The sequence below is a fragment of the Rhizobium arsenicireducens genome (genome assembly GCF_964021225.1).
This window is the reverse complement of the sequence record NZ_CAXHYK020000001.1, coordinates 1,708,204-1,734,224: the sequence shown is the minus strand read 5'-3', so window position 1 is coordinate 1,734,224 and position 26,021 is coordinate 1,708,204. Positions and strand designations below refer to the sequence as shown.

At 60.7% G+C, this 26,021-nt stretch carries 27 protein-coding genes; 12 read left to right on the top strand and 15 right to left on the bottom strand.

Annotated elements, in window-relative coordinates; all coding sequences use genetic code 11:
* The first annotated feature begins 25 nt into the window (after window positions 1–25).
* The 11 genes from ACWPVA_RS08560 (at window position 26) to ACWPVA_RS08510 (ending at window position 9,233) form a co-directional block, all read left to right on the top strand.
* On the top strand, window positions 26–460 hold the full coding sequence (locus ACWPVA_RS08560) for a hypothetical protein (protein WP_454287288.1): 435 nt from the start codon (window positions 26–28) through the stop codon (window positions 458–460).
* Window positions 436–996 carry a 3'-5' exoribonuclease domain-containing protein gene (locus ACWPVA_RS08555; RefSeq protein ID WP_454287287.1) on the top strand — a complete coding sequence of 187 codons (561 nt, stop codon included), beginning with the start codon at window positions 436–438 and terminating at the stop codon, window positions 994–996. Before ACWPVA_RS08560 ends, ACWPVA_RS08555 begins: the two co-directional genes overlap by 25 nt.
* Complete coding sequence (locus ACWPVA_RS08550; protein ID WP_454287286.1) at window positions 983–1,918, top strand: metallophosphoesterase; 936 nt, start codon at window positions 983–985, stop codon at window positions 1,916–1,918. The genes ACWPVA_RS08555 and ACWPVA_RS08550 overlap by 14 nt, the downstream gene beginning before the upstream one ends.
* The gene (locus ACWPVA_RS08545) at window positions 1,905–2,162 is read left to right on the top strand and encodes a hypothetical protein (RefSeq protein ID WP_454287285.1); all 258 of its coding nucleotides are present in this window, start codon (window positions 1,905–1,907) and stop codon (window positions 2,160–2,162) included. The genes ACWPVA_RS08550 and ACWPVA_RS08545 overlap by 14 nt, the downstream gene beginning before the upstream one ends.
* A complete protein-coding gene (locus tag ACWPVA_RS08540; protein WP_454287284.1) occupies window positions 2,146–4,206 on the top strand; it encodes an AAA family ATPase in 2,061 nt (686 codons plus the stop codon). The genes ACWPVA_RS08545 and ACWPVA_RS08540 overlap by 17 nt, the downstream gene beginning before the upstream one ends.
* Window positions 4,181–4,591: a helix-turn-helix domain-containing protein gene (locus ACWPVA_RS08535; protein WP_454287283.1), complete on the top strand. Its 411-nt coding sequence runs from the start codon at window positions 4,181–4,183 to the stop codon at window positions 4,589–4,591. Before ACWPVA_RS08540 ends, ACWPVA_RS08535 begins: the two co-directional genes overlap by 26 nt.
* The gene (locus tag ACWPVA_RS08530; RefSeq protein WP_454287282.1) at window positions 4,588–5,097 is read left to right on the top strand and encodes a hypothetical protein; all 510 of its coding nucleotides are present in this window, start codon (window positions 4,588–4,590) and stop codon (window positions 5,095–5,097) included. The genes ACWPVA_RS08535 and ACWPVA_RS08530 overlap by 4 nt, the downstream gene beginning before the upstream one ends.
* Window positions 5,097–5,657, top strand: coding sequence for a dATP/dGTP diphosphohydrolase domain-containing protein (locus ACWPVA_RS08525; protein ID WP_454287281.1), 561 nt, complete (start codon window positions 5,097–5,099; stop codon window positions 5,655–5,657). The genes ACWPVA_RS08530 and ACWPVA_RS08525 overlap by 1 nt, the downstream gene beginning before the upstream one ends.
* A gap of 11 nt (window positions 5,658–5,668) precedes the next feature.
* Window positions 5,669–6,154, top strand: a complete 486-nt coding sequence (locus tag ACWPVA_RS08520; protein WP_454287280.1) for a MazG nucleotide pyrophosphohydrolase domain-containing protein — start codon at window positions 5,669–5,671, stop codon at window positions 6,152–6,154.
* Between the two features lie 82 nt (window positions 6,155–6,236).
* Window positions 6,237–8,450: a ribonucleoside-diphosphate reductase gene (locus ACWPVA_RS08515; RefSeq protein WP_454287279.1), complete on the top strand. Its 2,214-nt coding sequence runs from the start codon at window positions 6,237–6,239 to the stop codon at window positions 8,448–8,450.
* A gap of 51 nt (window positions 8,451–8,501) precedes the next feature.
* Entirely contained in the window at window positions 8,502–9,233 is a 732-nt protein-coding gene (locus tag ACWPVA_RS08510) for a hypothetical protein (RefSeq protein ID WP_454287278.1), read from the top strand.
* Here the strand turns inward: ACWPVA_RS08510 and ACWPVA_RS08505 are convergent.
* From ACWPVA_RS08505 to ACWPVA_RS08440, 14 genes are all read right to left on the bottom strand, one after another.
* On the bottom strand, window positions 9,201–9,404 hold the full coding sequence (locus ACWPVA_RS08505) for a hypothetical protein (RefSeq protein WP_454287277.1): 204 nt from the start codon (window positions 9,402–9,404) through the stop codon (window positions 9,201–9,203). The two genes, ACWPVA_RS08510 and ACWPVA_RS08505, sit on opposite strands and share 33 nt — an antisense overlap.
* 4 nt (window positions 9,405–9,408) lie before the next feature.
* Window positions 9,409–9,720, bottom strand: coding sequence for a hypothetical protein (locus ACWPVA_RS08500; protein WP_454287276.1), 312 nt, complete (start codon window positions 9,718–9,720; stop codon window positions 9,409–9,411).
* Complete coding sequence (locus tag ACWPVA_RS08495) at window positions 9,717–9,971, bottom strand: hypothetical protein (protein ID WP_454287275.1); 255 nt, start codon at window positions 9,969–9,971, stop codon at window positions 9,717–9,719. Before ACWPVA_RS08495 ends, ACWPVA_RS08500 begins: the two co-directional genes overlap by 4 nt.
* A 2-nt stretch (window positions 9,972–9,973) precedes the next feature.
* Window positions 9,974–10,660: a peptidoglycan-binding protein gene (locus ACWPVA_RS08490; protein WP_454287274.1), complete on the bottom strand. Its 687-nt coding sequence runs from the start codon at window positions 10,658–10,660 to the stop codon at window positions 9,974–9,976.
* Window position 10,661: 1 nt separating this feature from the next.
* Window positions 10,662–10,997 (bottom strand): hypothetical protein, encoded by a 336-nt coding sequence (locus ACWPVA_RS08485; protein ID WP_454287273.1) that lies wholly within the window; start codon window positions 10,995–10,997, stop codon window positions 10,662–10,664.
* 63 nt (window positions 10,998–11,060) lie between these two features.
* Window positions 11,061–11,210: a hypothetical protein gene (locus tag ACWPVA_RS08480; RefSeq protein ID WP_454287272.1), complete on the bottom strand. Its 150-nt coding sequence runs from the start codon at window positions 11,208–11,210 to the stop codon at window positions 11,061–11,063.
* Entirely contained in the window at window positions 11,207–11,599 is a 393-nt protein-coding gene (locus ACWPVA_RS08475) for a hypothetical protein (protein WP_454287271.1), read from the bottom strand. Before ACWPVA_RS08475 ends, ACWPVA_RS08480 begins: the two co-directional genes overlap by 4 nt.
* On the bottom strand, window positions 11,589–12,005 hold the full coding sequence (locus tag ACWPVA_RS08470) for a hypothetical protein (protein ID WP_454287270.1): 417 nt from the start codon (window positions 12,003–12,005) through the stop codon (window positions 11,589–11,591). The genes ACWPVA_RS08475 and ACWPVA_RS08470 overlap by 11 nt, the downstream gene beginning before the upstream one ends.
* Before the next feature lie 4 nt (window positions 12,006–12,009).
* Window positions 12,010–17,769, bottom strand: coding sequence for a TipJ family phage tail tip protein (gene gpJ / locus ACWPVA_RS08465; RefSeq protein ID WP_454287269.1), 5,760 nt, complete (start codon window positions 17,767–17,769; stop codon window positions 12,010–12,012).
* Between the two features lie 62 nt (window positions 17,770–17,831).
* On the bottom strand, window positions 17,832–18,380 hold the full coding sequence (locus ACWPVA_RS08460) for a hypothetical protein (protein ID WP_454287268.1): 549 nt from the start codon (window positions 18,378–18,380) through the stop codon (window positions 17,832–17,834).
* A complete protein-coding gene (locus ACWPVA_RS08455) occupies window positions 18,370–18,690 on the bottom strand; it encodes a hypothetical protein (RefSeq protein ID WP_454287267.1) in 321 nt (106 codons plus the stop codon). The genes ACWPVA_RS08460 and ACWPVA_RS08455 overlap by 11 nt, the downstream gene beginning before the upstream one ends.
* Entirely contained in the window at window positions 18,659–19,144 is a 486-nt protein-coding gene (locus ACWPVA_RS08450) for an NlpC/P60 family protein (RefSeq protein WP_454287266.1), read from the bottom strand. Before ACWPVA_RS08450 ends, ACWPVA_RS08455 begins: the two co-directional genes overlap by 32 nt.
* Window positions 19,141–19,626: a hypothetical protein gene (locus ACWPVA_RS08445; RefSeq protein ID WP_454287265.1), complete on the bottom strand. Its 486-nt coding sequence runs from the start codon at window positions 19,624–19,626 to the stop codon at window positions 19,141–19,143. The genes ACWPVA_RS08450 and ACWPVA_RS08445 overlap by 4 nt, the downstream gene beginning before the upstream one ends.
* Entirely contained in the window at window positions 19,623–20,000 is a 378-nt protein-coding gene (locus ACWPVA_RS08440; protein ID WP_454287264.1) for a hypothetical protein, read from the bottom strand. Before ACWPVA_RS08440 ends, ACWPVA_RS08445 begins: the two co-directional genes overlap by 4 nt.
* A gap of 103 nt (window positions 20,001–20,103) precedes the next feature.
* Here ACWPVA_RS08440 and ACWPVA_RS08435 point away from each other — a divergent pair, with 103 nt between their 5' ends.
* On the top strand, window positions 20,104–20,511 hold the full coding sequence (locus ACWPVA_RS08435; protein ID WP_454287263.1) for a hypothetical protein: 408 nt from the start codon (window positions 20,104–20,106) through the stop codon (window positions 20,509–20,511).
* Here ACWPVA_RS08435 and ACWPVA_RS08430 read toward each other — a convergent pair.
* Entirely contained in the window at window positions 20,508–25,925 is a 5,418-nt protein-coding gene (locus ACWPVA_RS08430; RefSeq protein WP_454287262.1) for a phage tail tape measure protein, read from the bottom strand. The two genes, ACWPVA_RS08435 and ACWPVA_RS08430, sit on opposite strands and share 4 nt — an antisense overlap.
* Window positions 25,926–26,021: the final 96 nt, after the last annotated feature.

Sequence of the window (26,021 nt, the reverse complement as noted above, 5' to 3'; positions counted from 1 at the left end):
AGGTGGCCATGGGCCATCTAGTCTCATGGCAAAAAACACAGGTAAACCATCAGAAGAAGCCTTCGAGGCGGCGTGGAACAGGATCGGAAAACGAGCCTACTTCTACCGCATCCCGGACGCCGCCGAACACTATGGACGGGCGGGCAAGATCATTCATGCTCGGCCGACCCCCTCGGACTACATCCTCACCGTTGACGGCCTGACTGCCTATGCAGAGGTCAAGTCGACCCAGAACCGGACCTCGCTCCCCTTCTCGCTTTTGAAGAAGGGCCAGACAGTGGCCGGTCGTCAAGTCCTCGCCGCCGGCGGGGTCTATCTCATCTTCGCTCACAATCTGCTGACCGACACCTGGTACCGCATCCCCTTCGAGGTTGTGCGGGCCGTCGAAGCGTTGGGCAAAGCCTCACTCCCATGGACAGAACTGGAAAATTTCAAATGGAACCTCAATACCAAGACGTGATGATCGACACCGAGACCACTGGCACCAACCCGGAGACGAACGGGATGATCCAGCTGTCCGCCGTGAAGTTCGATCTCAAGACCCGCACGGTGCAGCCTTTCCCTTCGATGTTCGACCGCTGCATGAACGTGGCGCCGGGCCGGGTGTTTGATGCCTCAACCGCCCAGTGGTGGCAGAAGCGCCGCAGCGTCTACGACGCCATCATGGCTCGTGCGGAAGATCCCGCCGTCGTCATGGGTGACTTCGTCAAATGGGTCGGCCTCAACAACCCGAAGCCGGTCCGCTTCTGGGCCAAGCCCGTGACATTCGATTGGGGCTTCGTCGCTTCTCACCTTCGCCAGTTCGATCTTCCGCAGCCGTTCCACTACCGCTGGGCAATGGACATGAACTCGTACTTCCGGGGCCTGGCCGGCGACGTTGACCTGGAGAGCCATTACACGGAAGCGGTCGGCGGTGACGCCCACAACGCGCTCTTCGACTGCCTCCAGCAGATCGATCAGATCTTCTCCGCGGAGGACAAATATGGACGTCGTTGAAGACGGCAAACACATCCGCCTTGTCGGCGACCCCCACCTCGGGCGGTCGTTCCTCAACGGCACGCCGCTCGCCCGCCGCGGTGATCGTGAGGCCATGGTCTGGGCAGACTTCCTCGCTGCCCTCCATGGTGGGAAGTTCGACCTGCACATCTGCCTCGGGGATCTGTTCGACAAATGGGTCGTATCCTACGACCTGATCCTCAATGTCGCCGCTGAATACCGCAAGGCCGCAGCGGCGGCGCCGGGCTGCTCCTTCTTCATCTTGAAGGGAAACCACGACTGGATCAGGGACCTGGAGCGCCGGTCAGCGTTCGACGTCTTCACCGCCCTGGTGGCTGATGTCCCGAACGTCACCATCGTCACGACCATGCTGCACCTCGCCGGCACGAACCTCGTCCTCTACCCTTGGCACCCCCTGTGGCGTGCCGAGGAGAAGCTTGCGGTGTCCAACGCCAAGATCCTCTTCGGCCACTTCGACACGGACTTCGGCGACCACAACATGATCCCGACCAGGCTCAACTTCGAGCGGATCTACACCGGCCATATCCACCTGCCGGCCCGCTTCACCAGGGATGGCACCGAGGTTGTCGTCGTCGGCTCACTGCAACCCTATGCCCACGGCGAAGAGGCCGACGACAGCCTCTACGTCACCCTGCGCCCCGACGAAGTGACCGGCGATCTCCGCAACAAGTGCGTCCGCATACTCGGCCAGTATGACGGCGAGATCGACTGCCTGCAGCTCACCTACAAAGCGGAGAAGGTGAACGATGACGAACCTGAACTCGAGAATGTCACCCTCGGCGACTTCGACATGGACAAGCTCTTTGCGGAGGCATTTGCGGAAGCTGGCGTCACTTCTCTCCGCACCGCTGAGGTTCTGGAACAGTTTCACAGCAAACGGAGTGCCAATGGAACCGCTTGACCGATCCGCCGAGCAGTACAGCTGGGTGCTCCGCACCTGGCTGACCACCCCCAACCTGACCCCCAACGAGATCGCCTTGATCAAGGTGCTTCAGGAAGGACTGGAGAAGTCGATGAACGACTTCGACCAGCTTCGGCGCATCGCCGTCCAGCCGGCCTTCATCACCCACCTGAAAAGCAGCGCCGCCAAGGCAATCGCCGCCGGCAAACTCAAATCATGGAGCGAATATGATCCGCAAACTTGAATACTCGGTCTCCTTCGCGAGCACCGGCCGAACCTTCAACGAAGCCGTCCTGTTCCAGGGCGGCTTTGGTGCTATTACGGGCCCGAACGAAAGCGGCAAGTCGATGATCCTGGAGATGATCCGCTTCTGCCTGTTTGGCACGGCGGCGCTCCGGGGCAAGAGCGAGGACTACAAGAACCTGAAAGCCGAGCTGGACTTCCGGGTCCGTGACCAGGGTTACGTCGTCCAGCGCAGGATCAACAACGCCACCCTCCTGATGGATGGCAACCCCGTCGCCGTGGGGATCAAGCCCGTCAACCTGAAGATCAGCCAGATCCTCGGGTTCGGGCTTGACGTGTTTGATATGGCCTGCGTGGCCAATCAGGACGAGCTGACCTCCCTTGGCTCCATGGCGCCGACCGAGCGCCGCCGCCGCGTCGACAGCGTCATCGGCGTGGCTGTCCTCGACGACCTGGCCCGCCTGGCCGGCGACGAGGCCAACGTCTACAAGCGGAGCGCCGATGAACTCGCAGCCAGCGCCCACGAGCCGGTTCAGCCTCTGGCGCCGGAAGGCTACCGGCCGTCCGCGGATCTCGCCGTGGAGAAGGCCAAGCTCGACGAAGTCCGATCCCAGGCCGACCAGCTGCGTGGCTGGCTCGCCATCGAGCGGACCAAGCCGGCTCGGCCGGAGGAGAAGGTCTCGATGGAGATCGACTTCCTCCAGGGTATGGTCGATGCCCAGACGGCCCGCCGGATCGAACGGTCGTCGCTCGAAGACCAGGCCCGCCGTATTCCGCCGGCCTCGGAACACACCCAGGCCGAGCTGGACGCCGACGCTCAGTTGCACCGTCTCCAGCAGCAGTTCCGCGCCCGCCGGCAGTTCCTGACGCACACTCCTCAGCCGGAATGCGACCAGAAGCAGCTCGACGCCGCCCGGGCCGCTTGGAAGGCGCACAAGGACTGGCTGAAGCTCCAGCATCTGGAGAAGGCCCGCGCCGAGCTGCTGGCGAAAGGCGAACACACCTGCCCGAGCTGCACCCACCACTGGCCGATCGCCGGCGATGCGGTGACGAACCTGGACCTGGAAATCGCTCAGTTTTCCAACTGCGTGCTCCAGGAAGTTCCACCAAGCATGACTGAGGCCGTCCTGGAGCGCCACCAGCGCGTTCTTGACGGTTGGGACGACACAGCCTGGCAGCAGCACAAGGACTCGCCCACGGCCGACGTTGAGCCCCGCTGGACCATTGACCAGAGGGTCCAACTGGCGAATGGCATCGATAACCGCGAGCGGCGCCTCGAGCTTCTGGCGAAGATCGAACTGCTCAAGCCTTCCGACAAGGAACCGGACTGGGCCGCGATGCTTCGCACTCGCCAGCAGTACGAGGCTCAGCTCGCGGTTTGGTCGGGCCAGGTTGCCGAGTTCGAGAAATGGGAGACCGAGCGCCAGCAGAAGCTGATCCAGCTCGCCATGCTGGACGTCGACCTGCAGGATTACCCGTCGCTCGTTCTTCTGCTCGACCAGGCACGAGGTTTCGAGGCCTCGATGCTGCACTACCAGACCACCTTGGACACATACAACCGGCTGGTCGGCCAGATCGTGGCCTACCGGGCGGACGCCGAGGATTGGAACAAGGTCAAGGAAGCCCTCAAGCTCCTGCGCCTGAAGATCAAGCAGTACCTGATCCCCAGCCTGAACCGTGTTGCCAGCAGCCTCATCAACCACATGACCGGTGGTGAGCGGCAGGTGATCTTCGTCGATGACGAGTTCAACATCACTGTGGACGGCCAAGCCATCGACACTCTGTCTGGTTCCGGCAAAGCAGTGGCCAACCTCGCGCTGCGGCTCGGGCTTGGTCAGGTTCTCACGAACAACATCTTCTCGCTCTTCATGGGCGACGAGATTGATGCGTCCATGGATAAGAACAGGGCCGAGAAAACCTCAGGAGTATTACATACACTCAAAGGTAGGATCTCACAAATCCTGCTCGTAAGTCATAAGTTCCCCTCAGCGGATTACTACATCGCTCTGGGAGAACCAAATGACCAAGACATACTCGCTGATTGACGAAGAACTAAAGCGCACCAACGGCAACATCTCGAAAGTTGCCCGCGCCCTCGGGCTTGACTACCACGCCCTCCGTGAACGCCAGGCTCGCAGCCGCCTGGGCCAGAAGCTTGGCGTTCACCCCGCTGTCGGACCGGAACCGTCCGACATTAGCACACTCGGCCGCATGGGCTACGAACCCAACGTCATCGCCGTGAAGCGCCAGGGAGACACTTGGCCCACCAAGTACGCCGATGTCCTCGCCGCCGCCCGCGTCTCCTTCGACGCCGGTACCCACGAGATGTTCCAGACATCTGACAATGGGTGGGTCGTGCAGTACCTCATCCCCCGCCTACGCCCCGCCGGCAAGCGCAACTTCTTCTCCAACATGGAGTATGCGTTTTGAGCTCGATCCTCCTCAACTCTGGTCGCCGCGTTGATCCGTTCAACCTTGGCGCAGACTACCTCTCGATCAACGACCTGGTGAAGCCGTTGCCGAAACTGTGCCGCTACAGCGGCCAGCCGGACTGCCACTATTCGGTGGCTGAACACACGGTTCACCTGATCAACATCGTGCCAGCCGGCCTCAAGCGGGCCGCTGCGCTCCACGACTTGAATGAGGGCCTGACCAACGACCTGCCACATCCCTTCAAGGCGGCGCTCCCGGACTTCGTCAAGTTCGAGAAGATGGTCCAGCGTCAGATCTTCACCTGGTTCGAAGAGCCCTGGGAGAACATGGTCCTCCTTGAAGACTGGGACCGGCGCATCTGCGCCGACGAGATGCTCCAGATCTTCCCCGCTCCCTACGTCCTCGAAGGACGCGAACCGTTCGGCATCAAGGTCGAAGGTTGGGAGTGGCGCGAAGCCGAAGAGAAAATCCGCAATGCATTCAAATTCTTGGGGCTCCTCTGATGACCATGGAACGCTACAACGCGGGGAAGCCGCCGGTTTCCCTTATCCCCACCAGCTTCTTCGAAGCTATTTTCAATCATGCCTTCGAGGCCGGCGTCGAGATGCCGGTTGTGCTCCTCCGTCATACTGGCGATGTGCTCGGCTTCGGCGCCCAGAAGTACAACGCCCACAACTGGCGAAAGGGTGGAAGCTGGTCTTCCGTGATGAACAGCGCCCTGCGCCACCTGGTGTTCAGGATGATCCCCGGCGCGACGATCGATCCGGAAAGCAATCTGTCCGAGGCGGGCCATCTTGGCTGCAACATCGCCTTCCTCCTGGAGTTTGCCACCCAGGGCCTGGGCGATGATGACCGCTTCATCGTCGAGCACACCCACCAGGCGTTCGAGGCAATCCCCGAACCGAGCCTGATCTGGGTCTTGTCCGAGCTGCTCGCCTTCCGCGATGGCGGCGGGATCGAGCACCTGCAGTCCGCAGCCTACGAGCTGGCCCGTTGGGTCGAGCTGCAAGGTCAGCCGCCTGCGCCAGCCGCCCCCCTCTTTCACTTCCCCACGCTTCAGTAAGGAACACCACCATGGATGCCACCCAGTACCAGGCCGACTTCGGCCGCTCGCTCGCCTCAGTGTTCTTTCCGGAGAACGTCAGCCCGATCCTCATCGGGATCATCATGGAGAACCGGACCGAGTCCGCTAAGATCATCGACGCCGTCAAGCGTGGGCTCTTCTACGACAACGTCGAGCGTCTCAACAAGATGAGCCTCGATGCCGCCAATGACCTCGGCCTGGCCTACAACATCGACGTCAACGATCTTCATGCCATGCTCGGTATGGAGGGGGAGGTCACCGAGATCTCCGAAGTGCTCCTGTCCGACGATGCCCCGGAAGAGAAGCGCCGGAAGATCGTCGACGAGAGCGGCGACCTCCTCTGGTACCTCGCGCTGCTCTTCAAGAACTACGGGATCACCCTCGAAGAGGTCTTCGACTTCAACATTGCGAAGCTGGCGAAGCGGTACCCGGACAAGTTCACCGTGGAAGCCGCAGTGAACCGCGCCGACGCATAGGGAACCGGTCCCGCCATGTGAAAGCAGGGCGGGACATCCCACCTAAAACTCTCCGCATTTCTTGAAAATCTGAGGTAATTTAATGGCCAGAGAATACTTCCCGGGCATGGGTACAGCTGTCGCCGATCGCACGATCAATCGTCCTGGCGAGACTTGGGGCGATGTCGCCCACCGCGTTGCCAGCGGCAACGCTTCCCTACATCCCGAGAGCGACGACTATGCTTCCCTGAACCACCACCTGGCCCAAGCTTCGACCCTTCTCTCCGGCCGCAGCCTCCAACATGGTGACGATAACCAGGCCTTCCGGCCGCAAGAGGTCTTCACAAATTGCAGTACGGCGATGCTCCGCTTCCTGACCAAGAAGCTGCTCCTGTCCGGTTCGGGCGTCGGCAGCTGCTACGACGACGATCTGATGGTTATCGACTGGGCCAAGAACATGCCCCACGTCGTCTGCGTGATCGACGACACCCATCCGGACCAGCTCAAGGGTTACATGACGGCCCGTGCTGCGAAGCACTTCTATGCCAACCGCAACATCATCCACCACCTGGTCCAGGATAGCCGCGAGGGCTGGGCGAAGGCCGTCGAGCTGATCGAGTCCCTGTCCTTCAACGCCGAGGACCAGGACAGCATCGTGCTGTTGGACTTCACGCTCGTCCGTGAAGCTGGCCGGCCGATCGTCGGCATGCAGAACCGCCCGGCGTCGGGCCCGGGCCCGCTGATGGCCGCACTCACCATGGTCGCCCGCGTCCGTGGCTCCGCCATGGCTCCCTGGTTGGCTGCGATGTACATCGACCACCTGCTGGCTGAGTGCGTCCTGGTCGGTGGTACACGCCGCGCCGCCCGCATCGCCGTGAAGTATTGGAAGGACCGGTCGATCTTCGAGTTCATCCAGCTCAAGCGCCCGCCGGAGTTCCGCAACAAGAGCCGTGATGAAGTGATCGCCCTGCGCGAAGCCGGCGGCTATTTCGAGTCCTTCCTCTGGTCGTCGAACAACAGCGTTGCTGTCGATGCCGAGTTCTGGGACCGCGTCGGCCGCGTGCGGGACAACAACGGCACTGGTGATGCGCTCGATCTGCACGCCTATGCCGTCTGGCTCGAAGTGATGGATTGCCAGTTTGGTGATGGCACGGGCGAGCCTGGCTTCCTCAACGTCGACAAGCTGGACGTGAACAAGGATGGCCTCGACGACTACCTCGACACCATGTTTGCCGGCTCGGCGCTCTACCAGCTCGACGAAGAGAGCAAGAAGATGGCCCGCGAGCTGGTTCGCCGCGTCCTGGATCATCCCTACCACTTCATCGTCAACCCCTGCGGCGAGATCGTTCTGTTCCTGCTAGGGGGCTTTTGTGTCATCGCCGACGTGGTGCCGTTCCATGCCAAGGACGATGATGACGCCGAGGATGCCTTCCGTTCGTCCACCAGGGCGCTGATGCGGATCAACACCATGGACTCGATCTACAAACGGGAGGTCATGCGGACCAACCGTATCGGCGTCGGCATGACGGGCCTTCACGAGTACATGTGGGATCGGTTCGGGCTCAGCTTCCGCGAGGCCATTGCGGCCGGCGACATTGGTCCGATGGGGATCACCGCCGAGGCTGCACCATTCTGGAACATGCTGCAGCGCTTCGCTGACGCGGTTGCGGACGAGGCGACGAAGTACGCCGCGATCCTGGGTGTGGTCGTGCCGCACACTCTACGGACAATGAAGCCGGCCGGCACCACCAGCAAGCTGTTCGGGCTCACCGAGGGCGCCCACCTGCCGTCGATGCGCAAGCTGCTTCGCTGGGTCCAGTTCCGCAATGGCGATCCGTTGATCGAGGACTACCGGAAGAACGGATACCCTGTGCGCGAGCTGGTCTCCTACAAGGGCACGACCATTGTTGGGTTCCCGACCGCGCCGATGATCACCACCTTGGGTATGGGCGACAAGCTGATCACGGCGTCCGAGGCCACGGTGGAAGAGCAGTTCCGCTGGATCAAGCTCCTGGAGCACTTCTGGATCGGCGCCGAGGGAGGCAACCAGATCAGCTACACGCTGAAGTATGATCCGGAGAAGCTCACCTTCGCGGACTATGAACGGATGATGTTCGACAACGTGAGCCAGGTTCGCTGCGTGTCGGTCATGCCCCAGATCAAGTCGGTGTCCTACGAATACCAGCCGGAGCAGCCGGTCACCGACGAGGAGTTTGAGCAGCTCGTCTTCAACATCGACGTCGCCATGATGGAGGACATCGATCGGGAGCACGTTGACTGCGGCGGCGGGGCTTGCCCGATCGACTTCTACAAATGACAGAAGGCCCCCGGTGGGGGCCTTTCTTTTTCCCAAACCCAGGAGATCCCCATGAAGAAAGTTCTACTCGCCACCCCCTGCTACAACGGACAGGTGGGCCACCTTTATATGCAGTCGGTCATCGCGATGATGCAGCAAGCCGCCGAGCGGGGTTACGAGATCACAGTCTACACCCTGACCGACTCCTTGATCACGCGGGCGCGAAACAACGCCGTTGCGACGTTCCTCGACGGACAATGGGACTACCTGTTCTGGGTGGATGCTGACATCTCGTTCCAGCCAGATCAGTTCTTCCGGCTGCTGGATAGTGGCCACCCGGTGGTCGCCGGCGTCTATCCGCTGAAGATGCAGTTCCCGCCCAGCGAGCCCACGAACCTGACTGGTCAGGATCTGCAGCTGTCCATGCTCCGCTATGCTATCCGGCTGGAGGGCGCCAGTGTAGCCGTCCCGGACGACGGCTTCGCCTGTGTCCACGAAGTGGCCACAGGGTTCATGTGCATCGCTCGGGACGTGATGTTGGAAATGACGCTGGTCTATCCAGAGCTGAAGTACGCCTCCGACCAGGGCGAGCTTGGCGCCCCGGCCAGCGAAAACCACTACCTGTTCTTCGACACAATGGTGAGGGATGGCCGGTATCTGTCCGAGGACTATGCCTTCTGCCGGCGGGTGGCAGACATGGACGGCGCTATCTGGGTGGATCTTCGCAGCGAGCTGACCCACAGTGGCAACTTCGACTACCGCGGCTCGGTGCTAGGCACGAGCCGTGTCAACACCAAGGCGTAAGTGGTCGTACCACTTGATCAGGCGCTGGCCACAGAGGTCCTTCTTCTTCTCGCTCCGCTTGAGAGCGGCGACCAGGGAGAAGACCATATCCTGGGTCAGCGCCTGGCCTGCGGCCGGAGCGCCAACAACGGTGCCGAAGCAGGCCCGAACATCTGCCGGGATCTCCGGCATCTTGCTATTTCCAGAGGTTGCGCAGCTGGTCAGTGTCACCAGCATCAAAGCACACACGGCTTTTGTCAGAAAGCTTGTCCCGCGCATCGTCGATTTCCTTGTTCAAATTCTCAATAAGGGCCTGCTGCTCGACCAAACGGATCGAGTCGAGATCCTTGGCCGCAGCGGCGACTGTCAATTCGCGGACGGTCTGGGCCAGGGCCTTGTTGCGGTGGCCCTCATTTGTCTTGATGACGCCGAGCGTGTATCCACCAAGGGCGAGGACGACCCACAGGATCGCTGTGGGCCATATACGGGCGAGAAGAGAGGTGATCATTCCTCCTCCTCCTTGTAGGGAAGGCCGGACTTGGTGCGCCATATGGCGATCATGTCCTGTGCAGCCGGGATGCCGAGATAGCTCAGGCCGAAGGCCATCACGAGGAAGAAGGCCCCCTCAACAATGGTTCGGTTGATCATTGTGTCCGCGGCATCTTTGATACCCACGATCAGGGAGAACGAGACCGAGATCACCACAGCCACGAGGAGGCGGCGCCAGGTCCAGGAGGGTTCACCAGTCTTGTATGCCATGGTCAGGCCTCGTTGATGGTGATGGAGAGATTACCTGCGGTCGTGAAGCGACGGCTGGTGTTCACCGGATAGCTGGAGGGCCAGCGTGAGCCATTGGGGCGAAGGCGAGTCTTGGCGATCCGGGAGACGGTGACGGCGTTGCTCTGATTGCCCCCCAGGATATGGAAGTGGCTTGAGTCTTCGCCGACGTAGAAGCCGACATGCCCCTGCCAGGACTTCGGGTCACCTCGGTGGAACGACATGACCGCGCCTACGCGGGGAGTCGTCGCCATGCCGAACTTCACCCAGTTGATCGCCGCATAGGGGTTGGCCGGGAAGGCCTCCTTCGGAAGGGCAATTGCCAGGCAGGTCTCAACGAAATCACCGCACCATGGGTTGGTTGTGGGATCTCCGAGATAGCCCTTGCCGAGCTTCAGGAACGAGATCAGCGAAGCCTTGTCGCGGGACTCGTGCAGGCCCTTCTTCTTGGCCGCGAGGACGATCCACGGTGGGGTGAGGGCACTGGCACTGGTCGATTTACCGATCAATGCTGAGATGGTGGCGGTGTCCGCCAGGCCAGTGATGGGGAGGCGGTTAGCCGCCTGATAACGATTGAGCGCAGCTGATGTCTTGCGGCCCGGGAGGTTGTCGAGGGGACCTGGGTCATAGCCGGCGGCGAGGAGGGCTGTCTGTACAGCAATGAGTTCCATGTCAGGCTCCACTCAAGATCTTCAGGATGTACGGGATGCCGATTGCAACTGTGGTGGTGAGGATCGAGAAGGTCGTCATCAGACGGATCATCTTCTCCTGCAGTTCGCGGACCTTGTTGTCCAAGGCCAGCTGCTGGTTGGTCATGGTCTGGATGGCTTCCTTGAAGGTCGCCTTCAGTTCACGGTGCTGCTCAAGCATGAAGCCATTCCGCTCCTCGATAACGACGAGGCGCTCCATGTACTTCACCACCTCCCCAACACGATCCGTGTTGTGGGCAATTGCCTGTTCGAGCGAGCCAAGGCGTAGGTTGGTGTTTGTGTTTTCGGGGGTCGTCATGAGGCACTCCGTGTGTCCCCAGTATATGGGGATCAGAGTGTGTAAGTGCTCGCTTAGGTTGATTCAGTTTGAACCGAATAGATCCGCATGACGATCACGGATCATCTTGATGATCAGCTCGCTGCCCGACATTTGGTAGGTGTCGGCGAGGAGGGCCAGTTTGGCTCGGTCCTCCTCCGTCCCGTAGGCGATGATGCCCTTGCGGCGCGTCATAGGCTCGGCCACCAGATAGCTGCTTCCACTGCCAGGATAGATGCAGGACTGGTTGCGGCGCCGACCGAGGTCTTGGCTCCCAGGCGGATGTTCTCGATGATGGGCGACACAGTGAGCCATTGCTGGCTCATGGTGAGATAGATGACCGCCTGGTCATAGCTCGTCAGGCCATTTTGGGTTGCCTCAGCCACGAGGTGCGGGATCTCGCCGGGGGACACTGCCGGGTTGGCCATGAAGGCTTCCGCCTCCCGGCGCTTCTGGTCGTAGACCATTGCCTGGCCGGATCCGAGGGTCATGAACTGGACCCTGGACTGCTCTGCAGCTGCATCGATCCGGGCCCAGGCCTCGGTTCTGAGGGCGGCGATGTCACGGTTCAGATTAAGCTTCATGGATGGTCACCTTCACGGTCTGGTCGACATAGGGCCAGAGGGAGAGCGCTAGCTGGTAGGTGTCGGCAATATCCCCGGACAGTTCGAGCAGGCCATCCGCCAGGATGTGCTCTTGATTGTCTTCGGTCCGGATGACAGTGCCGGCCGGCAGCGCCAGCGCGACTTCCTGTCCGACGACCAGGTCCTGGTCCACGATTGGGAACACCGGGCGTGGGACGATCCCACCCGTGGTGATATAGTAGAGACCCCCATCAACCTGAGACTGGGTTTCATCGATCTCCAGATAGTCGAACCCATCCCCTAGATACCGTGCTATGGCTGAGGTTTGACGGACATGATCGATCCGACCGGTAGGTGGTTCGTAGGCGATGAAGAATGTCTTCTCTAGCATCTGATCGTCATCCACTCGATTACCTCTTGCAAATAAGGGCGCATAGGAAGCGCTGCACGCTAGACCCCACTTGAGTACCCTGGGTTCCACGCGTGAACTTCATGGTGTACGTGAATGTGCCGGCACCGGGGGTGTCATGGTTAAGAATTGTTACAGTTTGTCCGGGGGTTAGCCACCCATAGGTGTAGGTTTCTGCCCCTGTTTCATTGCTTCTTGTAGTGACGGATATAGGTGTTAGATTACCATTGGCCATGCCAAACGCGACGTTGTTGCGATACATTCTACCAGTGACAGGCATCTTCATAGAGCTACTGAGGATGATATCTGCGGAACCTAGCAGAATTACTTTTTCGTTCGCCGCCACAGTCACAGTTATACTCGCCACCTGAACAACTGAGCTGGACCAAGCCAGGCTGCTTGAGGCGTAGTAGCTTTCTACATCCGTCACCGCTCCGGCAGCGATGTTTGACGTTCCAACTGTAAGGGTGCCGATGTTTGCGCTCGAGATGTTGACCGCCCCCAACGTGGCGCTGATCGCTGCCAGGTTCGCAACGCTGATCTCGTTGCCAGTGATAGTGTTGGCGGCAATCTTGGCGGCAGTGATCGTGTTGGCAGCGATCTGGGCGGCAGTGATCGTGTTGGCGGCAATCTTGGCGGCAACGATCGTGCCGTTTACGATCAGGCTCGCGGCGTTGGCTCGGCGTAGACCAACGCGGTCGATGACGAAGTACCGGGCCGTAGTGTTTGTGTTGTGGTTGTAGAGGCGAACCCGGCAGAAGCACGCGGCAGCTGGGACCGTGGTCTGACCACTCCTGATTGTGAACGTGGTCGTAACGGCGACGTTCGAAAGCACGTCGACCGAAGCGGGGGTTGTGAGGGCCGCACCATTTGCGTCATACCAGTAGATCCGGAAGTAGAAGCCCGCGTTTGCGGCGACGTCGGACCTAAGCTCCGTCTCCCAGGCCAGTACGTCCCCCGCGGTTACGGGGATCGTCGCCTTGGAGTTCATGTACATGGAGAGGCCAGCACCAACGGTGAGTTGGTCGATGACGAGGGAGGCCTGGCCGGTCTGGACCCAAGCCGTTCCGGCGGCATAGCGGAAGCAGGCTGCGGCCTGGCTGGCGCTGCTCGACTGAACGTAGGCACCCCCACCGAACGTCCAAAGGGCGTCCATGGCATCTTTGGTGATGTCACCGAACGACCCGTTCTGGATTAGGTTCGTTCCGTCGTCAAGCACCAGGTGCTTGGCGGTGATCATGTTGGCCCCAATCTCGTTGCTCGTGATGGTGTTGGCAGCGATCTGGGCAGCGGTGATGGTGTTGGCGGCGATCTGGGCAGCTGTGATGGTGTTGGCGGCGATCTCATTGCCGGTGATGGTGTTGGCAGCGATCTTCGCACCAGTGATGGTGTTGGCCAGGAGTTGGGCAGCGGTAATCGTGTTGGCAGCGATCTCGTTGGCCGTCACGGCGTTCGCTGCGATCTGGGCAGCGGTGATCGTGTTCGCTGCGATCTGGGCAGCGGTGATCGTGTTCGCGGCGATCTGGGCGGCGGTGATGGTGTTGGCCGCGATCTTTTCAGCAGTGACTGCCTTTGCAGCAATTTCCGTGGCCCCAATGGCCCCCGCAGAGATCTGGGCCGCGGTGATGGTGTTGGCGGCGATCTCATTGCCGGTGATGGTGTTGGCAGCGATCTTCGCACCAGTGATGGTGTTGGCCAGGATCTTGATGGCAGTGATTGCGTTGGCAGCGATCTCATTGGCCGTTACTGCGTTCGCTGCGATCTTTGCCGTGGTGACTGCGTTGTCAGCCAGCTTGGTGGAGTTGACTGCCAGAGCAGCCAGCTCGGCGCCAGTTACAGCGTTCGCAGCGATCTTCCCAGCAGCGACTGCAGCATCGGCCAGCTTCGCAGCAGTGACAGCATTTGCGGTAAGATGAGCGTTCGTAACTGCCAAGTCGGCCAGCTGGGTCGCGGTGACGGCGTTGGCAGCGATCTGTGCTGCTGTTATGGCGTTGGCAACGATTGCAGCCGTAGTAATGGCGTTCGCGGCGACGTTCCTGGCGGTGACGGCTAAGCTAGCCAGCTCGGTGGCGGTGACGGCGTTGGCAGCGATCTGGGCTGCGGTGATTGCATCGTTCACGATGTGGGTCGTGTCGACAATCTGATCCTGGAGATGCCTCACCCCAATGGCCGCGTCGGCGATGATGTCGGCGATCACCAGGGTGGGTGCAGCCGCTCCGCCGGCCGGCGCCACGAAGCCCGACCGATTGCCAGACCGGTCCACGGACCGGGCCCAGGCGAAGACCGGAACTCCATGGGGCATGCCCGGGATGACTACGGAGGTGCCCCTGGAGGAGGCGCCGAACTTGGACGTCGCGGAGTTATTGACCGTGTTGTAGAAAAGCTCGACGAACTCCAGGTCGGTATCTACGGGATTGGTCCACGCGGCGAGGAGGAAGCCAACACCAGGGGTGAGGACGAGATTGGTCGGCGCGGCCGGCGGGACAATGTCACTGTCCGAGGTGGACGCCGAAACATAGAGTGACAGCTGGTTCCCGAAGTTCAGCGAGCCATCGTCGAACACGTCGTAGAGCGCGAGCTTGAAGTAGTGGATTGCCCCAGGGGCCCGGACCAGGGCGACGTTGTTGTTCGGGCCCTTGTAGACCAGGTTGGCTTGGGTCGGTGTGAAGCCATCCTCGGTCGAGGAATGGATCATCACCCCTCGGAAGTCGCGGAGCGGCGGCACATCGTACTTGATGATGGCCGCACCAAAGTTGAGATCCACCGCGGCGCTGGTCGGCACCGGAGGGGCCGGATTGTTGACGGTCAGCCAGATGAACTCCGACCGGAAGCCGAAGTTGTCGCTAGAGGAGACACCGATCTTGAAGGCGCGGCGCGGGGTGCCGGCGCCGTCCGACTCGTTGACGGCATACTCATAGCTATAGGTGTTGGCAGTGATCAGCTCTTCGCGGATCAGGACGTCACCCGTGGTGGTGATCCGGACGACGTATTCTTCATGGTTCAGGTTCTGGGACTCGGGCCACTGGAAGACAGGGGAGCGGCTCTCGAACTCGGTCTCGGAAGGCTCATCCAGCATACGGATCGAGGTGATCTCATCGACGACAACGAAGTCACCAATCAGCCGGTGCTCGACGATCTTCGCGGTGGAGCTGTAGCCGTTGACGTCGATCGCGGTGACCTGGAAGACGTATTCACCGACAGGGATATCATCCCACTCGAACTGCTGGACGCTGGTCGTGGCCAGGGTGGACATCGGGCCGTTGTTGCGCGAGCCCTCGATCTTGTACTGGGTGACGGTCTTGGTTGGGCTCTTGTCCCAGTCGAGGGTCAGGGTGGTGACCTTGCGGATGCCAACCGTCCGGACAGCCGGGCGAACACGGACCGTGGGGACGGGCAGGGGCTTTGCCTTGGAGTTTAGGACATAGGCATCAAGCTCGGCCGGCGAGCCGATGACCCCGTCGATGTAGAGCCACTTGGCACGATACATCTGGACGGCCTGGATATCGACGTTGTCCGGGTCGCCATCGATCTCGTTGATCGACATGACGCGGTAGGCCACCGGGGCGGCGGAGCCATTCGTCTGCTCGATCACGAAGGTGGCGTCGGCCGGCAGAGGCGGGAGGTCGGCGGTGACGTTCAGAGTGGTCACGGCGCCGATCGTTCCGGCCGTCAGGTTGCGCGACTCGATGATGAACTCGTTGGTCGCTTCGCTGATGGTCTGGAAGTTGACGCGATAGCTGAAGCCAGGTTCCAGGTAGATGGCATCACGCAGAGCCAGGGAGCGGGCCCCAGTGACGCTCTGGACCCTGCCGGTCACTCCAGTGCCCATATCCTCGTCTGCCACCAGGATGGCCTCGTAGGGCGCCAGGTACAGACCGAGGCGGTTGGTCTTGAAGTTGACCAGCATGGTTTCGCGGGTGGCCGTGACCAAATGGTGCCGGGCCCGGAGCAGGGCCTCGTCCACATCGGTGCAGCCGACTGCGATGAAGTTGAACGGGATGCGGCCATACTGGTCGATGTGATCCTGGTCGTGCAGGCGCCGGCGGTCCTCACTCCAGTTGAGATCCGGATTGATGAAGGTGACGGTCAGGTCGTTGTGACGGGTCGAGATCTCGGTGAACGAATAGGTGAAGATGCCATCGGCGACGTTCTCCGGCGTGAAGACGATGCTGGCCGGTTCGTCCTTGTCGACCTTGATGACGCCCGTACCGTTACCGTCGTCGAAGAAGCGGCCGGCGAAGAGCCCGCAGATGAAGTTGACTGCATCGCGGCCACCGCGTGGATCCGAGATCAGGTTGTTGAACGTGAAGCGGGGCTTGCCGCTCGCGGCCCGGGTGTCGCACCACTGCGCTGCCTCGTAGACGTCCCACTTGTTCAGCTGGACCGGGTAGTAGGCGTTGATGCCGTAGCGGTCGTTGAGGACGATGTCGTTGGCGACGAAGGCTGGATTGTTGCTGTAGGCGAGCTTCCAGAGGCCATCCCAGATGCCGGTGTAGACCCGCGTCTCGGGGTTGTAGTTCGTGGGCACGCGGATGATGCGGCCATCGTAGATGCCGGAGAAGTCCGGAACCGAGGAGAACTGTTCCGAGGCACGGGCCATCAGCTGGGTGGAGGCGACGGCCGGGAAGTTGTAGGCCTTCGCGGTCACCTCCTGGAAGCTCTCCCAGGTGATGTCGAAGAAGCGTTCGGTCGTGTTCTCCGGCGAGGTCTTCTTCACGCGGATCATGTAGGGCTCGGGGGCCTGGGCGACCGGGATGCGGAACTCCTTGACGAAGGCCGTGGTGGTCTTGTCCGTGATCGAGATCTCACCATCAATGACAGTGACGTTGCTCTCACCGAAGGCTCCAGGGCGAAGAGAGGAGCCGGCTTCGATCCAGGTGGTGCCGTTGTAGAAGAGCGCCCGGCCCTGGGTCGTGTTCAGCCAGTAGTCTCCCTGCTCGAAGGTGATGGTCTTGGACAGGGTCGCGCCGACGAAGCCCCGGGTCGCCTTGTCAGCCCCCCACGAGGATGCTTCGCTCCAGATCCAGCTGGCGCCGGTGAACACCAGGCCCGCCGGGAAAGCCCAGGTGGTGCCGTCGAAGATCATCGGCTTGTAGTTGTTCGAGGTGTTGAACCAGATTGCCGCGTTGGCGGTCGAGATCGGCTGTGTCGAGGACCAGAAGGTCGGCCGATCACCAGGCGAGGCCGTGACCTTCCGCTTGGCGTCGTCATCGGCGCCGTAGAAGATGTCGAAGCTCTCACCGGAGATCTGGGTGGGTAGGGGATTGATTTCAGGCGTGCGGACGGGCGTCCAATTAGCCGCACTGGTCAGCTTGTACTCGATCGTCCAGCGACCGTTGTGTTTGAAGGTACCCTTCTTGTCGCTCTTCACCAGGCGGTTGATGACAAAGCGCACGTCGAGATAGTCAATGTCGGTATGCTGGCCGGAGCGGACGACGGCAATGTCAGTGCCCAGCTCCGTGGAGACAGTGGTCGAGGAGCCGAAGCCGCCCATACGGGAGTAGATGTTCTCCCCGACTTCGCTGCCCTTGTAGGAGACAAGTTCGAAATTGTCGAAGTTGTTTTCGCCGTTCTGGTCTACGAGTTGAGTCTCTCCGATGTAGAAACTCTTCGCGCCATCGACCAATCCCTTGATCGGCCCTTCGGAGATCCCAAGCAGGACCTCAACTATGTCAGTTGAAAAGAGATTGTCGCGGGTGTTCTTTGCCTGATCCCCCTTCGCGCCGGAGAGTGTGCGAAGGGAAATGTCCTGAATTGTCATATGAAAACACCTGTTTCCTTGTCAGGTGTATATGGGGGTCGGGAGACAGATTTACCAGACCGTCAAGGCTTGTACTCAAGGGCGTTGATGTCGAAGCTGAGGTAGTGTCCATAGACCCGGTACCGGCCGTAGAGGATCGGGATGCGTGTGCCGATCTTGACAGTGTTCTTCGGTGCACCGAGGTAGATGCTGGTCGGCCCGGTGTCCTTGTCCGTCTCCGGTTTGGGGGCGAGCATCTGCGTCAGTCCGCCAAGGATTGCGAGGGCGCCGGCCTTCATCAGCATAGAGCCTAGAGGTCCGCCCAGCATGAAGCCGACGCCGATAAGGACGACGCCAAGCAAAACCTGCATCAGGCCACCCTGCTTGCCGCCATTCAGCTGCGGGATCAGGTGGATCTCGGTGACGTCCGGGCCGAGGTAGGTGTGCAGATCCTCCTCTCGCTCGTAACCGACGACCTTGACCCGGTGCCGGCCCTTGATCGGGTCAGGCGCGAAGCCGGCGACCTGGCGGGTCAGGCCCTCAATGATGTCGGCAACGGTATCACCGCTGACCTCAATCGGGCCGTCGTGGAAGGCTGCGAAGTAGCCATGAAGGACGATCTTACGCTTCAATGAGAATATCCCCATCCTGGACGACGAACTTCGTCACACCATCGTTGCCAATGATGTAGTGGTCGAGGTCGGGCCAGCTTAGGAAGGTGTGCCAGTCGCTGGCCGACAGATTGGAGTCACTGTCCGGGTGCGTATGCCAGGTGGCCACCGCCAGTGGGGTGAACTCGACGATGTCAACACCGGCCACGTCAAAGCCATCGGTGGGCTTCGAGCAGACGTTCGGCACCTCGATAATCTCACCGGTCTTCAGGATAAATCCAACGCGCTCGTTGGGGCCCTCATAGAACGTCAGCAGATCCGAGGTGTGCATCGAGTTTCCTTTTGATGTGCGGGCTGACCAGATCCAGCAGGGATTGCGTTCCCTGCACCTGGTCTTGCTGAACATCCTTGTGGCGCAGCACGGCGACCGTCGTGTTGCGGAGCAGATTGCGGTAGGGCTCGGCGACCGATAGCCGGCCCCATAAGTGGTGGGCCACCAGGTTGTGGCCAACGAGGACACCAACGTGGTTGGCCACCTCGGACCGGACCGCCATCAGGAAGACATCACCGACGCGATACTCCGAGGGGTGGCAATCCAGCGGGTAGAAGCCGACCTTGTGGTAGAGGTCGCCATAGAGGTTGATACCGTGGTCCCAGAATGCCTTCGGCCGGGCGAAGTTCGGGAGCAGGATGTCGAAATTGTCCTGGTAGAACTCACGGACCAGGCTGTAGCAATCCTGCTTGCCATAGGCGAACGTCCGGTTGAGGAGGTGCTCGTACCTCATAGGCTCACCAGCGGGAAATCAGGAGGGATGAACATGCGGCTGGGGATCTGGAAGTTGGCCCCCTCTGTCATGTTGCGAAGCTCGAACGAAATGCTCTGGCCAGTGATCAGCTCGCGGATACGTCCGATGTACCACATGCGCTGATCGTAGATGTTGACGTTGGCATCCAGGTGCTCCCGGAGTACGCGGCGCCGGGTTACGACTGCCATGTCGAGCTGGCCGGCAACTGCCGCAGCGTTGAAGATACCAAGCGGGTTCATGACCTGGAGGCTCGGCCTGGACTCTTCACCATCGGCGCTTCGGTTATCGCCCGTCAGTCGGCAGGCCATGCCCTCATATGTGTTGCCCTGCCAGATCTTGGTGTCGTCGTGCTTGAAGCGGAAGACGACCGGCAGGTTCTTCAGCGAGACGGTGAAGAGATCGACGAGAGCGTCGGCGGTGAGTTTTTGAGCTTCCTGGAGGTGACTGACGGGTGCTGTCATGGTTGGAGCAACATCTCCAGGGTGAAGGCGTCAACCGTGCCCTGACCACCAGGGGTCAGCTTGTATTCGAGGGGCTTGGCGAAGCGGACGGTCAAATCTCCGTGGGCCGGCAGGGGTAGGATGAATTTCTCATACAGCCGATGCGTCTTGTAGAAGGCCTCGAGACGGGCGATGTTGAACTCTGGATTGATGGTTGTCGACACGACCCCGGCGGTGGTGAAGAACATCATGGTCTTGAAGGCCAGCGTGTAGGTCACCTGATCAGGTCCCTTTGGCTTTGAGGCAAATTCATAACCACGTCCGAAGCTCACCTTGGCGGAAGAGTCCGGGTAGCGGACCGACCAAGAGAAGTACGGAAAATTGAATGTTTCCATGATGAGTTATATGGCGGCTGAGGGGGTGAGTTGCAAGGGTTTTGGATCCAGTTGCTAAGCGCAACCATCCATGGTAGGTGACGATTAGTACATAGGAGCAAACATGGCACAAGTAATTGGCGGCGATTTTCGAGGGGTCTGTGCTTTCAAGGCCAACACCTACTGGATGGGTGGTCCGCAGGGTAAGCATTTCCTGGGGATAGACTTCGGTCCCGAGCCTCGGGCGAGCTATCTGCCGACGAATATCGTTCGAGTGAAGGAGTTGGGTGTTCGGTCCATCACCAATCCAGGTGAGGCCGGCGCCGCCGCGCTCGGAGGGGCGATGGCTTTTGGCCTCGTTGGTGCAGTCGCCGGCGCGGTGACCGGTGGGCGCTCGCGGGCGGAGACCTATGGGCTTGAGTTCGATGATGGGAAGAAGGCAGTCGTCCGTGAGGATAATGTGGGTTGGACCAACTTCCTGTGCTTCAAGCGGTACGTCGAGGAGCAGGGGCTCCTCGACTTTGATTTTTAGACCGCTCCCATCTGAACCTGCTGGATCAGCTGTTTGATGGTGCCGCGGTTCTGGATATTCTGGGCGACGGTCGCGATGATGTCGTTCGGGCCAGCTGCGGGTACCTGATCCTGCGAGACGACCCAGACGTTGACAACGCCGCTCTGCTGCGGGTTGTCATTGGCGGCAACCTTGCCACCCAGGGCACCCTCGGAGATCTGACGATTTCCGAGGTTGTTCATGGCGTCCAGCTTGTCGACGCCGATCGCCTGGACCGCTGACTGGCGCAGGACGTATTCACCATCCATCAGGTTGTAGAGCTTGCTGTCTCGGAACGGTGCCGTCACCTTGCGGCCGGTTGCGGCCCGGACTGCTCCCCCAGTTGCGCTGCCGACACCGAGGAAACCACCAATTATGTCCATGATGCCCCCACCTGTGCTCCCCGTGGTCCCGCCGATGCCAAACAGTGACATGAGGATCTGGTTGGCCAGGGCCTTGGCGATGATCTCGGTGAACATCTGCAGGATCGATACGCCGAGCTGCTTGAAGGCTTCGCCGGCGGTGACCGTGCCGGAGAAGATAGACTGGAAAAAGGTCGAGAAGCTGGACTGAAGCCCACCCAACACCTGGCCCCAGGTCTGCTCGACCTGCTTCGCGATCGGTACCATCTTGTTGTTCGCGTCAATCAGGCCGTTCTGCTGGGCCCAAGCCTGGTTCGCGGACTGGATGGCTCCAGCGATCGACGGACCATTCTGGGCCTTGGCAACGTCCAGGGCGTTGTTTGTGACTTTGAGTTCGTTGTTGCGGGCGATCAGGTCATTTTCGACGTTGCGCCACATCAGCGCCTCGGAGCTGTCAGGACCATAGGTGGCTTCGGCTTCCGCCGCACGGGCCCGGACGTCGGCAATCTGCTGTTCGATCAGCAGCACGCGGTTGAGCGAGGCTTCGCGCTCGGCGTTGGTGATGTCCTGCTGCATCTTCTGCAGGTCCATCTCGGTGTACTTGTTGGCCATGTCGGGTTGCTGGGCGGCGTCGAGGTTGGCTTTTGCAGCGTCGATCGGCCGGTTCAGCTCTTCCTCTGCGGCCTTGTAGAACTCCTCCATGACCTTCAGCAGATCCGAGTTCAGGTTCTCACGGAGCCGCTCCTGTAGAAGCTCGCGCTGTGCCTTGAATGCTGCGTTGTCCTCGACCTTCAATCCCGCGTTCTCGGCTTCGAACTTGGCCAGCTCGGCCTCGGCGATGCCCGCGTGGGCCTTCTGGATCTGGTCCTGGATATCCTGGAGAGAGCCGGCGTCGTCGTTGAAGCGGACCTGCGTCTTCAGATTTGCCAGTCGGGCCTTGAGGTTCTTGACGGTCGCGTCCGACAGTTGCTGCACGGCCTGGACATTGTTCTCCTTGATGGTGTCGTCGAGGTTCGTCGTGATCTGGGTGATCTTCTCCGCCGAAGAGCCCAGGTCCATGGCATTGAATGCCTCACCCTGGCGGAGCCGCTTGTCGATATGGTTAAGCTTGGGGTCGTGGCTCGGGTTTTCATACTGGCGCATGACATCGCGGGTCAGCGTCTGCACATCCTCGTCGCCGGATTTCAGGCGTTGCAGAAGTCCCGGGAACTGCTTCTCCAGCTCGTCCAGAATGAACTGATACTGGGTATTGATGTCCCACTCACTCGCGCCCCGATTGGAGGCAAACTGTTTCATGTTCGACCAGCGGGGAGACCCCTTGGTGTCCCGCCACTGGGCCGCACCAAAGGCTGTGTGCCTCTTGGTGTCAGAGTCCCAGTCACCGCGGGCGTTGGGGTTGAAGTTGCTCTCGGTCGAGATGTTTGCGGCAAGAGCTGCGGCGCCGACCTTGGACAGGCCAGCGTCGATGAAGGCCTTCATGGCCGAGCGGGCGCTGCCGGCGACGGCCTGGGTGATCGGGTCTCCAAGTCCAATACCGGTCAGCCGGGTGTCGATGTTGTCGATCTTGCCATACTCGCCGGCTAGCTGGTCTGTCAGCTCGCGGAGTTTCTTGGCAAGGGCATCCATGGCCTGGCTGGGCGCCATGCGCTTCAGCTCTTCGGTTCCCATCTCGATCTGCTTCAACAGGCCCTTGGAGACATCTTCGATCGCGGACCGCTGGCGGTTCAAGGACTCCTTCAGGAGATCCTGCTCCTTGGCGACGTTGGCCCGCTGCTGTTCTTCAGCCTCGCCGGTCAGGCGCTCGATGAACTCGGAGCGTTCGGTCTGCAGCCGTTCGGTCTCGTCGGGATCACGGTCGCCGATCAGGTCCAGCAGCTTGTCATAGTATTTGATGATCTCGTCACTCGAGACCTTGAGGAAGCCCTTGTAACCCTCCTTGGCAGCTTCGAACACCTCCGTATTTCGGGCGTTGGAGATCTGGCGCTGCCACTGCGACAGTTCCTTGCTCTGGCTGGCCTGGACCTTCTTGAGCTGCTTTGCCGTCGACTTGGACAGCTCGGCCAAGGCCTTCATCTTGTCCGAGTTCACCTTCAGCGATTGCTTTTCAAGCTCGGTCTGCATCTGGGTAGCGACGAGATCCGGGTCCAGGCCGGCAAGCTTCGGATCGCTGGCGCTCTCCGCGGCAAAGGCCTTCTTGAAGGCATCGATCGAGAACGTGGTCTGGTCTTCAAGCCACACGTTAAGAGCTTCCAGAGCCTCGATCTTCTTTTCCGCTACGAGGTTTCCCTTCTGGATAGCCAGGTAGCGTTCATCAAACACCGTTTTGATGCTTGTCTGCTCGAGGCCCAGGGTCTTGTGGGCATTGGAGGATGTGACTGCCGCCGATGCACCCTGCCTAGATAGGACGGCCATCTCTGCCTTGAGAGCTTCGGTGGTCGTGACGTTGGCCACCAGGGGCTTCATGACCTCGCGCAGCGCCTCCAGGAAGGCGACCTTTTCGCCCGTCTGGGCGTCGGGGTGCAGCTGCATCTGGGAGATCATCGCTCCCAGGTCTGCCTGGATCGAGTTAGCTTTCTGAGGCTGGCCGTTGATCGACGAGACGTCCCCCATACCAATGCTGGCGGCTTGACCGGCGCTGGTTCCATACTTCTTCTCGATCGCCGAGATGAAGAAGGGGATCTGGTAGTCCATAAAGGCCCCGTTGTTCCCATTCACCTCTTTGCCCAGAAGGTATCGCATCTGGCCGACGTTGTTTCCCCGGGGGTTGCTCAGGTTCTTCTGCTGCTGTTCAAGCGCCGAAAGCTGCAACTGGCTGGCCGCAAGGGCACCGGCCAGCTCATCTCGGCGGACCTGCGCCGAGGTTTGCTTGATCTTGTGCAGTTCACGAATGAGGTCGGCCACGGACATCGTGTCGTCTTTGATCGAAAGACCCAGCTCGTGGAACTGGTTGCGAAGCTCATCGATCTTCGCGCCCTTCATCAGCTCGTTGCCCTCCAGCTCGGCCCGACGATCGATCAGGCCCTGGATGGCAGTATCGATCGACGTGATCTTGCCGGCGGCGGTTTCGGCCGCACCATTCAGCTCGTTGACGCGACCCTTCAGGTCATCGATCGTGACTGTCAGATCATCGGCCTTGTTCTTCCAGGCGAGGAAGGCCGCTCCAGCCATAACGACGCCCGAGATGACCAATCCGATCCAGTGGGCTCTGGCGACGGCCATCACTCCGGCCAGGGCCTTGCCGAGGAAGCCCACACCCACAGCGGCGCCGGTTGCGGCAGCGCCCACACCCTTTGATGCCATCACGAAGGTGGCAAATACCGGGATCATCATGCCCAAGCTCTTCAGCAGCGCCCCGCCGAGGGAGAGGGCTGTAAGAGCGCCAAGGCCGGCTGCGACCACGCCGATTGCGGTGAGGGCTTCCGGGTATTCAGCGAGAACGCTGAGAGCACTGGTGGCTCCCGCCAGGACGTTCTGCAGCAGCCCGATCAAGGGTTCAAAGCCCAGGTAGGCAGAAGCCGAGATCACACCACCAAGGTTCTTCGCCGTGTTGCTCAGCGACTGCATCTGGATGGCGTTGGCTTCAACAGCTGCGGCAGACAGCGTGAAGCTGCGCTGCATCTCGTAGGCCAGCTCGGTGTTGTTCGACAGGGCGATGTAGGACGCGGCGGCACGAACCTCCAAGGCCCCATAAGCCTCGGCGGCGCCGAAGCCTGCATCCTTCAGGGTCTCGATGACCGGGAGGAAGCCCTTGGTCTTGATATTGATGTCTTCGACGCTGAGGCCGGCTGCGGTCAGCGTGGCTACCAGCTTTTTGGAGGGGGTCTGCAGGTCAGTCAGCAGGGCGCGGAAGCCAGTACCCATCGTGGACGCCCGGACGCCGGACTGCGACAGGGCACCGAGGACAGCCGTGGTTTCTTCGAGAGTGATACCCATCGCCTCGGCCGTGGGGCCGATGTAGTTCATGGCGGTGATCAGCTTGTCGACCGACAGCTTCGAGAGGTTGAGGGCGGCGGTATAGATGTTGGCGACGTCGCCGGTCCGGCTGGTCTCCATGTTGAACGCTGTCAGCGAGGACGTGACGACATCAACAGCCTGGGCCAGGTCGGATCCGGTTGCGGTCGCAAACATCGTGACGGCGCCGAGAGACTCGGTAACCTCACCCGTCGACAGACCGGCCTGGGCCAGCATGGTCGCAGCCTTGGTCATTTCGAGCGCGGTGAAGGGGACGGTCGCGGAGATCTCGAGCAGGTTCTTCTTGAACGTGGTCATCTCGCGATTGGTGGCCGTTGAGATCGCCTGGAACTGGTGCAGTTCCTTGTCGAGTTCGACGACGCCGGCGGTCATGGCCTTGGCAGAATTGAAGATGCCACCAACAGCCATGTAGTTCAGCATCACCCGACCCTGGATACCCATCAGGTCGGCGCCACCGTTGTGGTTGATCGCCTCCATCCGGTTCCGGCTGGCGAGGGATGCACGGCCATTCTCTGCCGCATAGATCTGGTCCTGGCGGCGTTGGTCGGCCAGGGTAGACCGGGCGCTCAGGAGGCGGTCGCTGCTGTTGGCGATGCCCTGGGTGGTCGTGAACCGGGCGGTGCGGATGCGGGCTTCGATTGCCTCGTCCGTGATCCGCATAGCATTGATAGCCGACTTGACGATCGTGTCGGAAATGCGGGCCTGGACCGCCTCGGCTGATTTGGTCAGGTCCGAGATAATCGCCTGGCCGGCGGCGCGGTTGAACTGGTTTTTAGCGGCTTGCGCAGTCGTGCTACCTTGGGCGATTGTCTGGTAGTGAGCACCGAGCATGGAGTCACGGCGCTGCTCAGCACGGGCGAGGTTCATCCCCCCCAGTTTCTTATAGGTCTCGACCATCTTCTCAAGGGTGTCGGTGAGCTGCTCGACGCCGACCTTAGATGTCTTGATCTGGGACTCGAAGTTTGCAGTTACCCCCGTCAGGGCCTTTTTGATTTTGTCGAGTTCGGTTCTCGCCTGACTGGCATCTAGTTCATAATCGATCTCGACAAAATTATCAGCCAATGGTGCCCCCTACGGATGCAAATGCCCGGGCAAGCTCGTCAAAGGAGCTGATGGCGTCTCCCCCCCGTCAGATCCAGAGTTTTCGCTGGAACCGCC

Coding starts and splice junctions, on each gene's coding strand:
- ACWPVA_RS08540 (WP_454287284.1), top strand. CDS start 2,146: ATGATCCGCAAACTTGAATACTCGGTCTCCTTCGCGAGCACCGGCCGA.
- ACWPVA_RS08515 (WP_454287279.1), top strand. CDS start 6,237: ATGGCCAGAGAATACTTCCCGGGCATGGGTACAGCTGTCGCCGATCGC.
- ACWPVA_RS08485 (WP_454287273.1), bottom strand. CDS start 10,997: ATGACGACCCCCGAAAACACAAACACCAACCTACGCCTTGGCTCGCTC.
- ACWPVA_RS08495 (WP_454287275.1), bottom strand. CDS start 9,971: ATGGCATACAAGACTGGTGAACCCTCCTGGACCTGGCGCCGCCTCCTC.
- ACWPVA_RS08505 (WP_454287277.1), bottom strand. CDS start 9,404: ATGCCGGAGATCCCGGCAGATGTTCGGGCCTGCTTCGGCACCGTTGTT.
- ACWPVA_RS08480 (WP_454287272.1), bottom strand. CDS start 11,210: ATGACGCGCCGCAAGGGCATCATCGCCTACGGGACGGAGGAGGACCGA.
- ACWPVA_RS08520 (WP_454287280.1), top strand. CDS start 5,669: ATGGATGCCACCCAGTACCAGGCCGACTTCGGCCGCTCGCTCGCCTCA.
- ACWPVA_RS08545 (WP_454287285.1), top strand. CDS start 1,905: ATGGAACCGCTTGACCGATCCGCCGAGCAGTACAGCTGGGTGCTCCGC.
- ACWPVA_RS08440 (WP_454287264.1), bottom strand. CDS start 20,000: ATGGAAACATTCAATTTTCCGTACTTCTCTTGGTCGGTCCGCTACCCG.
- ACWPVA_RS08435 (WP_454287263.1), top strand. CDS start 20,104: ATGGCACAAGTAATTGGCGGCGATTTTCGAGGGGTCTGTGCTTTCAAG.
- ACWPVA_RS08490 (WP_454287274.1), bottom strand. CDS start 10,660: ATGGAACTCATTGCTGTACAGACAGCCCTCCTCGCCGCCGGCTATGAC.
- ACWPVA_RS08555 (WP_454287287.1), top strand. CDS start 436: ATGGAACCTCAATACCAAGACGTGATGATCGACACCGAGACCACTGGC.
- ACWPVA_RS08500 (WP_454287276.1), bottom strand. CDS start 9,720: ATGATCACCTCTCTTCTCGCCCGTATATGGCCCACAGCGATCCTGTGG.
- ACWPVA_RS08450 (WP_454287266.1), bottom strand. CDS start 19,144: ATGAGGTACGAGCACCTCCTCAACCGGACGTTCGCCTATGGCAAGCAG.
- ACWPVA_RS08445 (WP_454287265.1), bottom strand. CDS start 19,626: ATGACAGCACCCGTCAGTCACCTCCAGGAAGCTCAAAAACTCACCGCC.
- ACWPVA_RS08560 (WP_454287288.1), top strand. CDS start 26: ATGGCAAAAAACACAGGTAAACCATCAGAAGAAGCCTTCGAGGCGGCG.
- ACWPVA_RS08455 (WP_454287267.1), bottom strand. CDS start 18,690: ATGCACACCTCGGATCTGCTGACGTTCTATGAGGGCCCCAACGAGCGC.
- gpJ (WP_454287269.1), bottom strand. CDS start 17,769: ATGACAATTCAGGACATTTCCCTTCGCACACTCTCCGGCGCGAAGGGG.
- ACWPVA_RS08510 (WP_454287278.1), top strand. CDS start 8,502: ATGAAGAAAGTTCTACTCGCCACCCCCTGCTACAACGGACAGGTGGGC.
- ACWPVA_RS08525 (WP_454287281.1), top strand. CDS start 5,097: ATGACCATGGAACGCTACAACGCGGGGAAGCCGCCGGTTTCCCTTATC.
- ACWPVA_RS08535 (WP_454287283.1), top strand. CDS start 4,181: ATGACCAAGACATACTCGCTGATTGACGAAGAACTAAAGCGCACCAAC.
- ACWPVA_RS08475 (WP_454287271.1), bottom strand. CDS start 11,599: ATGAAGCTTAATCTGAACCGTGACATCGCCGCCCTCAGAACCGAGGCC.
- ACWPVA_RS08550 (WP_454287286.1), top strand. CDS start 983: ATGGACGTCGTTGAAGACGGCAAACACATCCGCCTTGTCGGCGACCCC.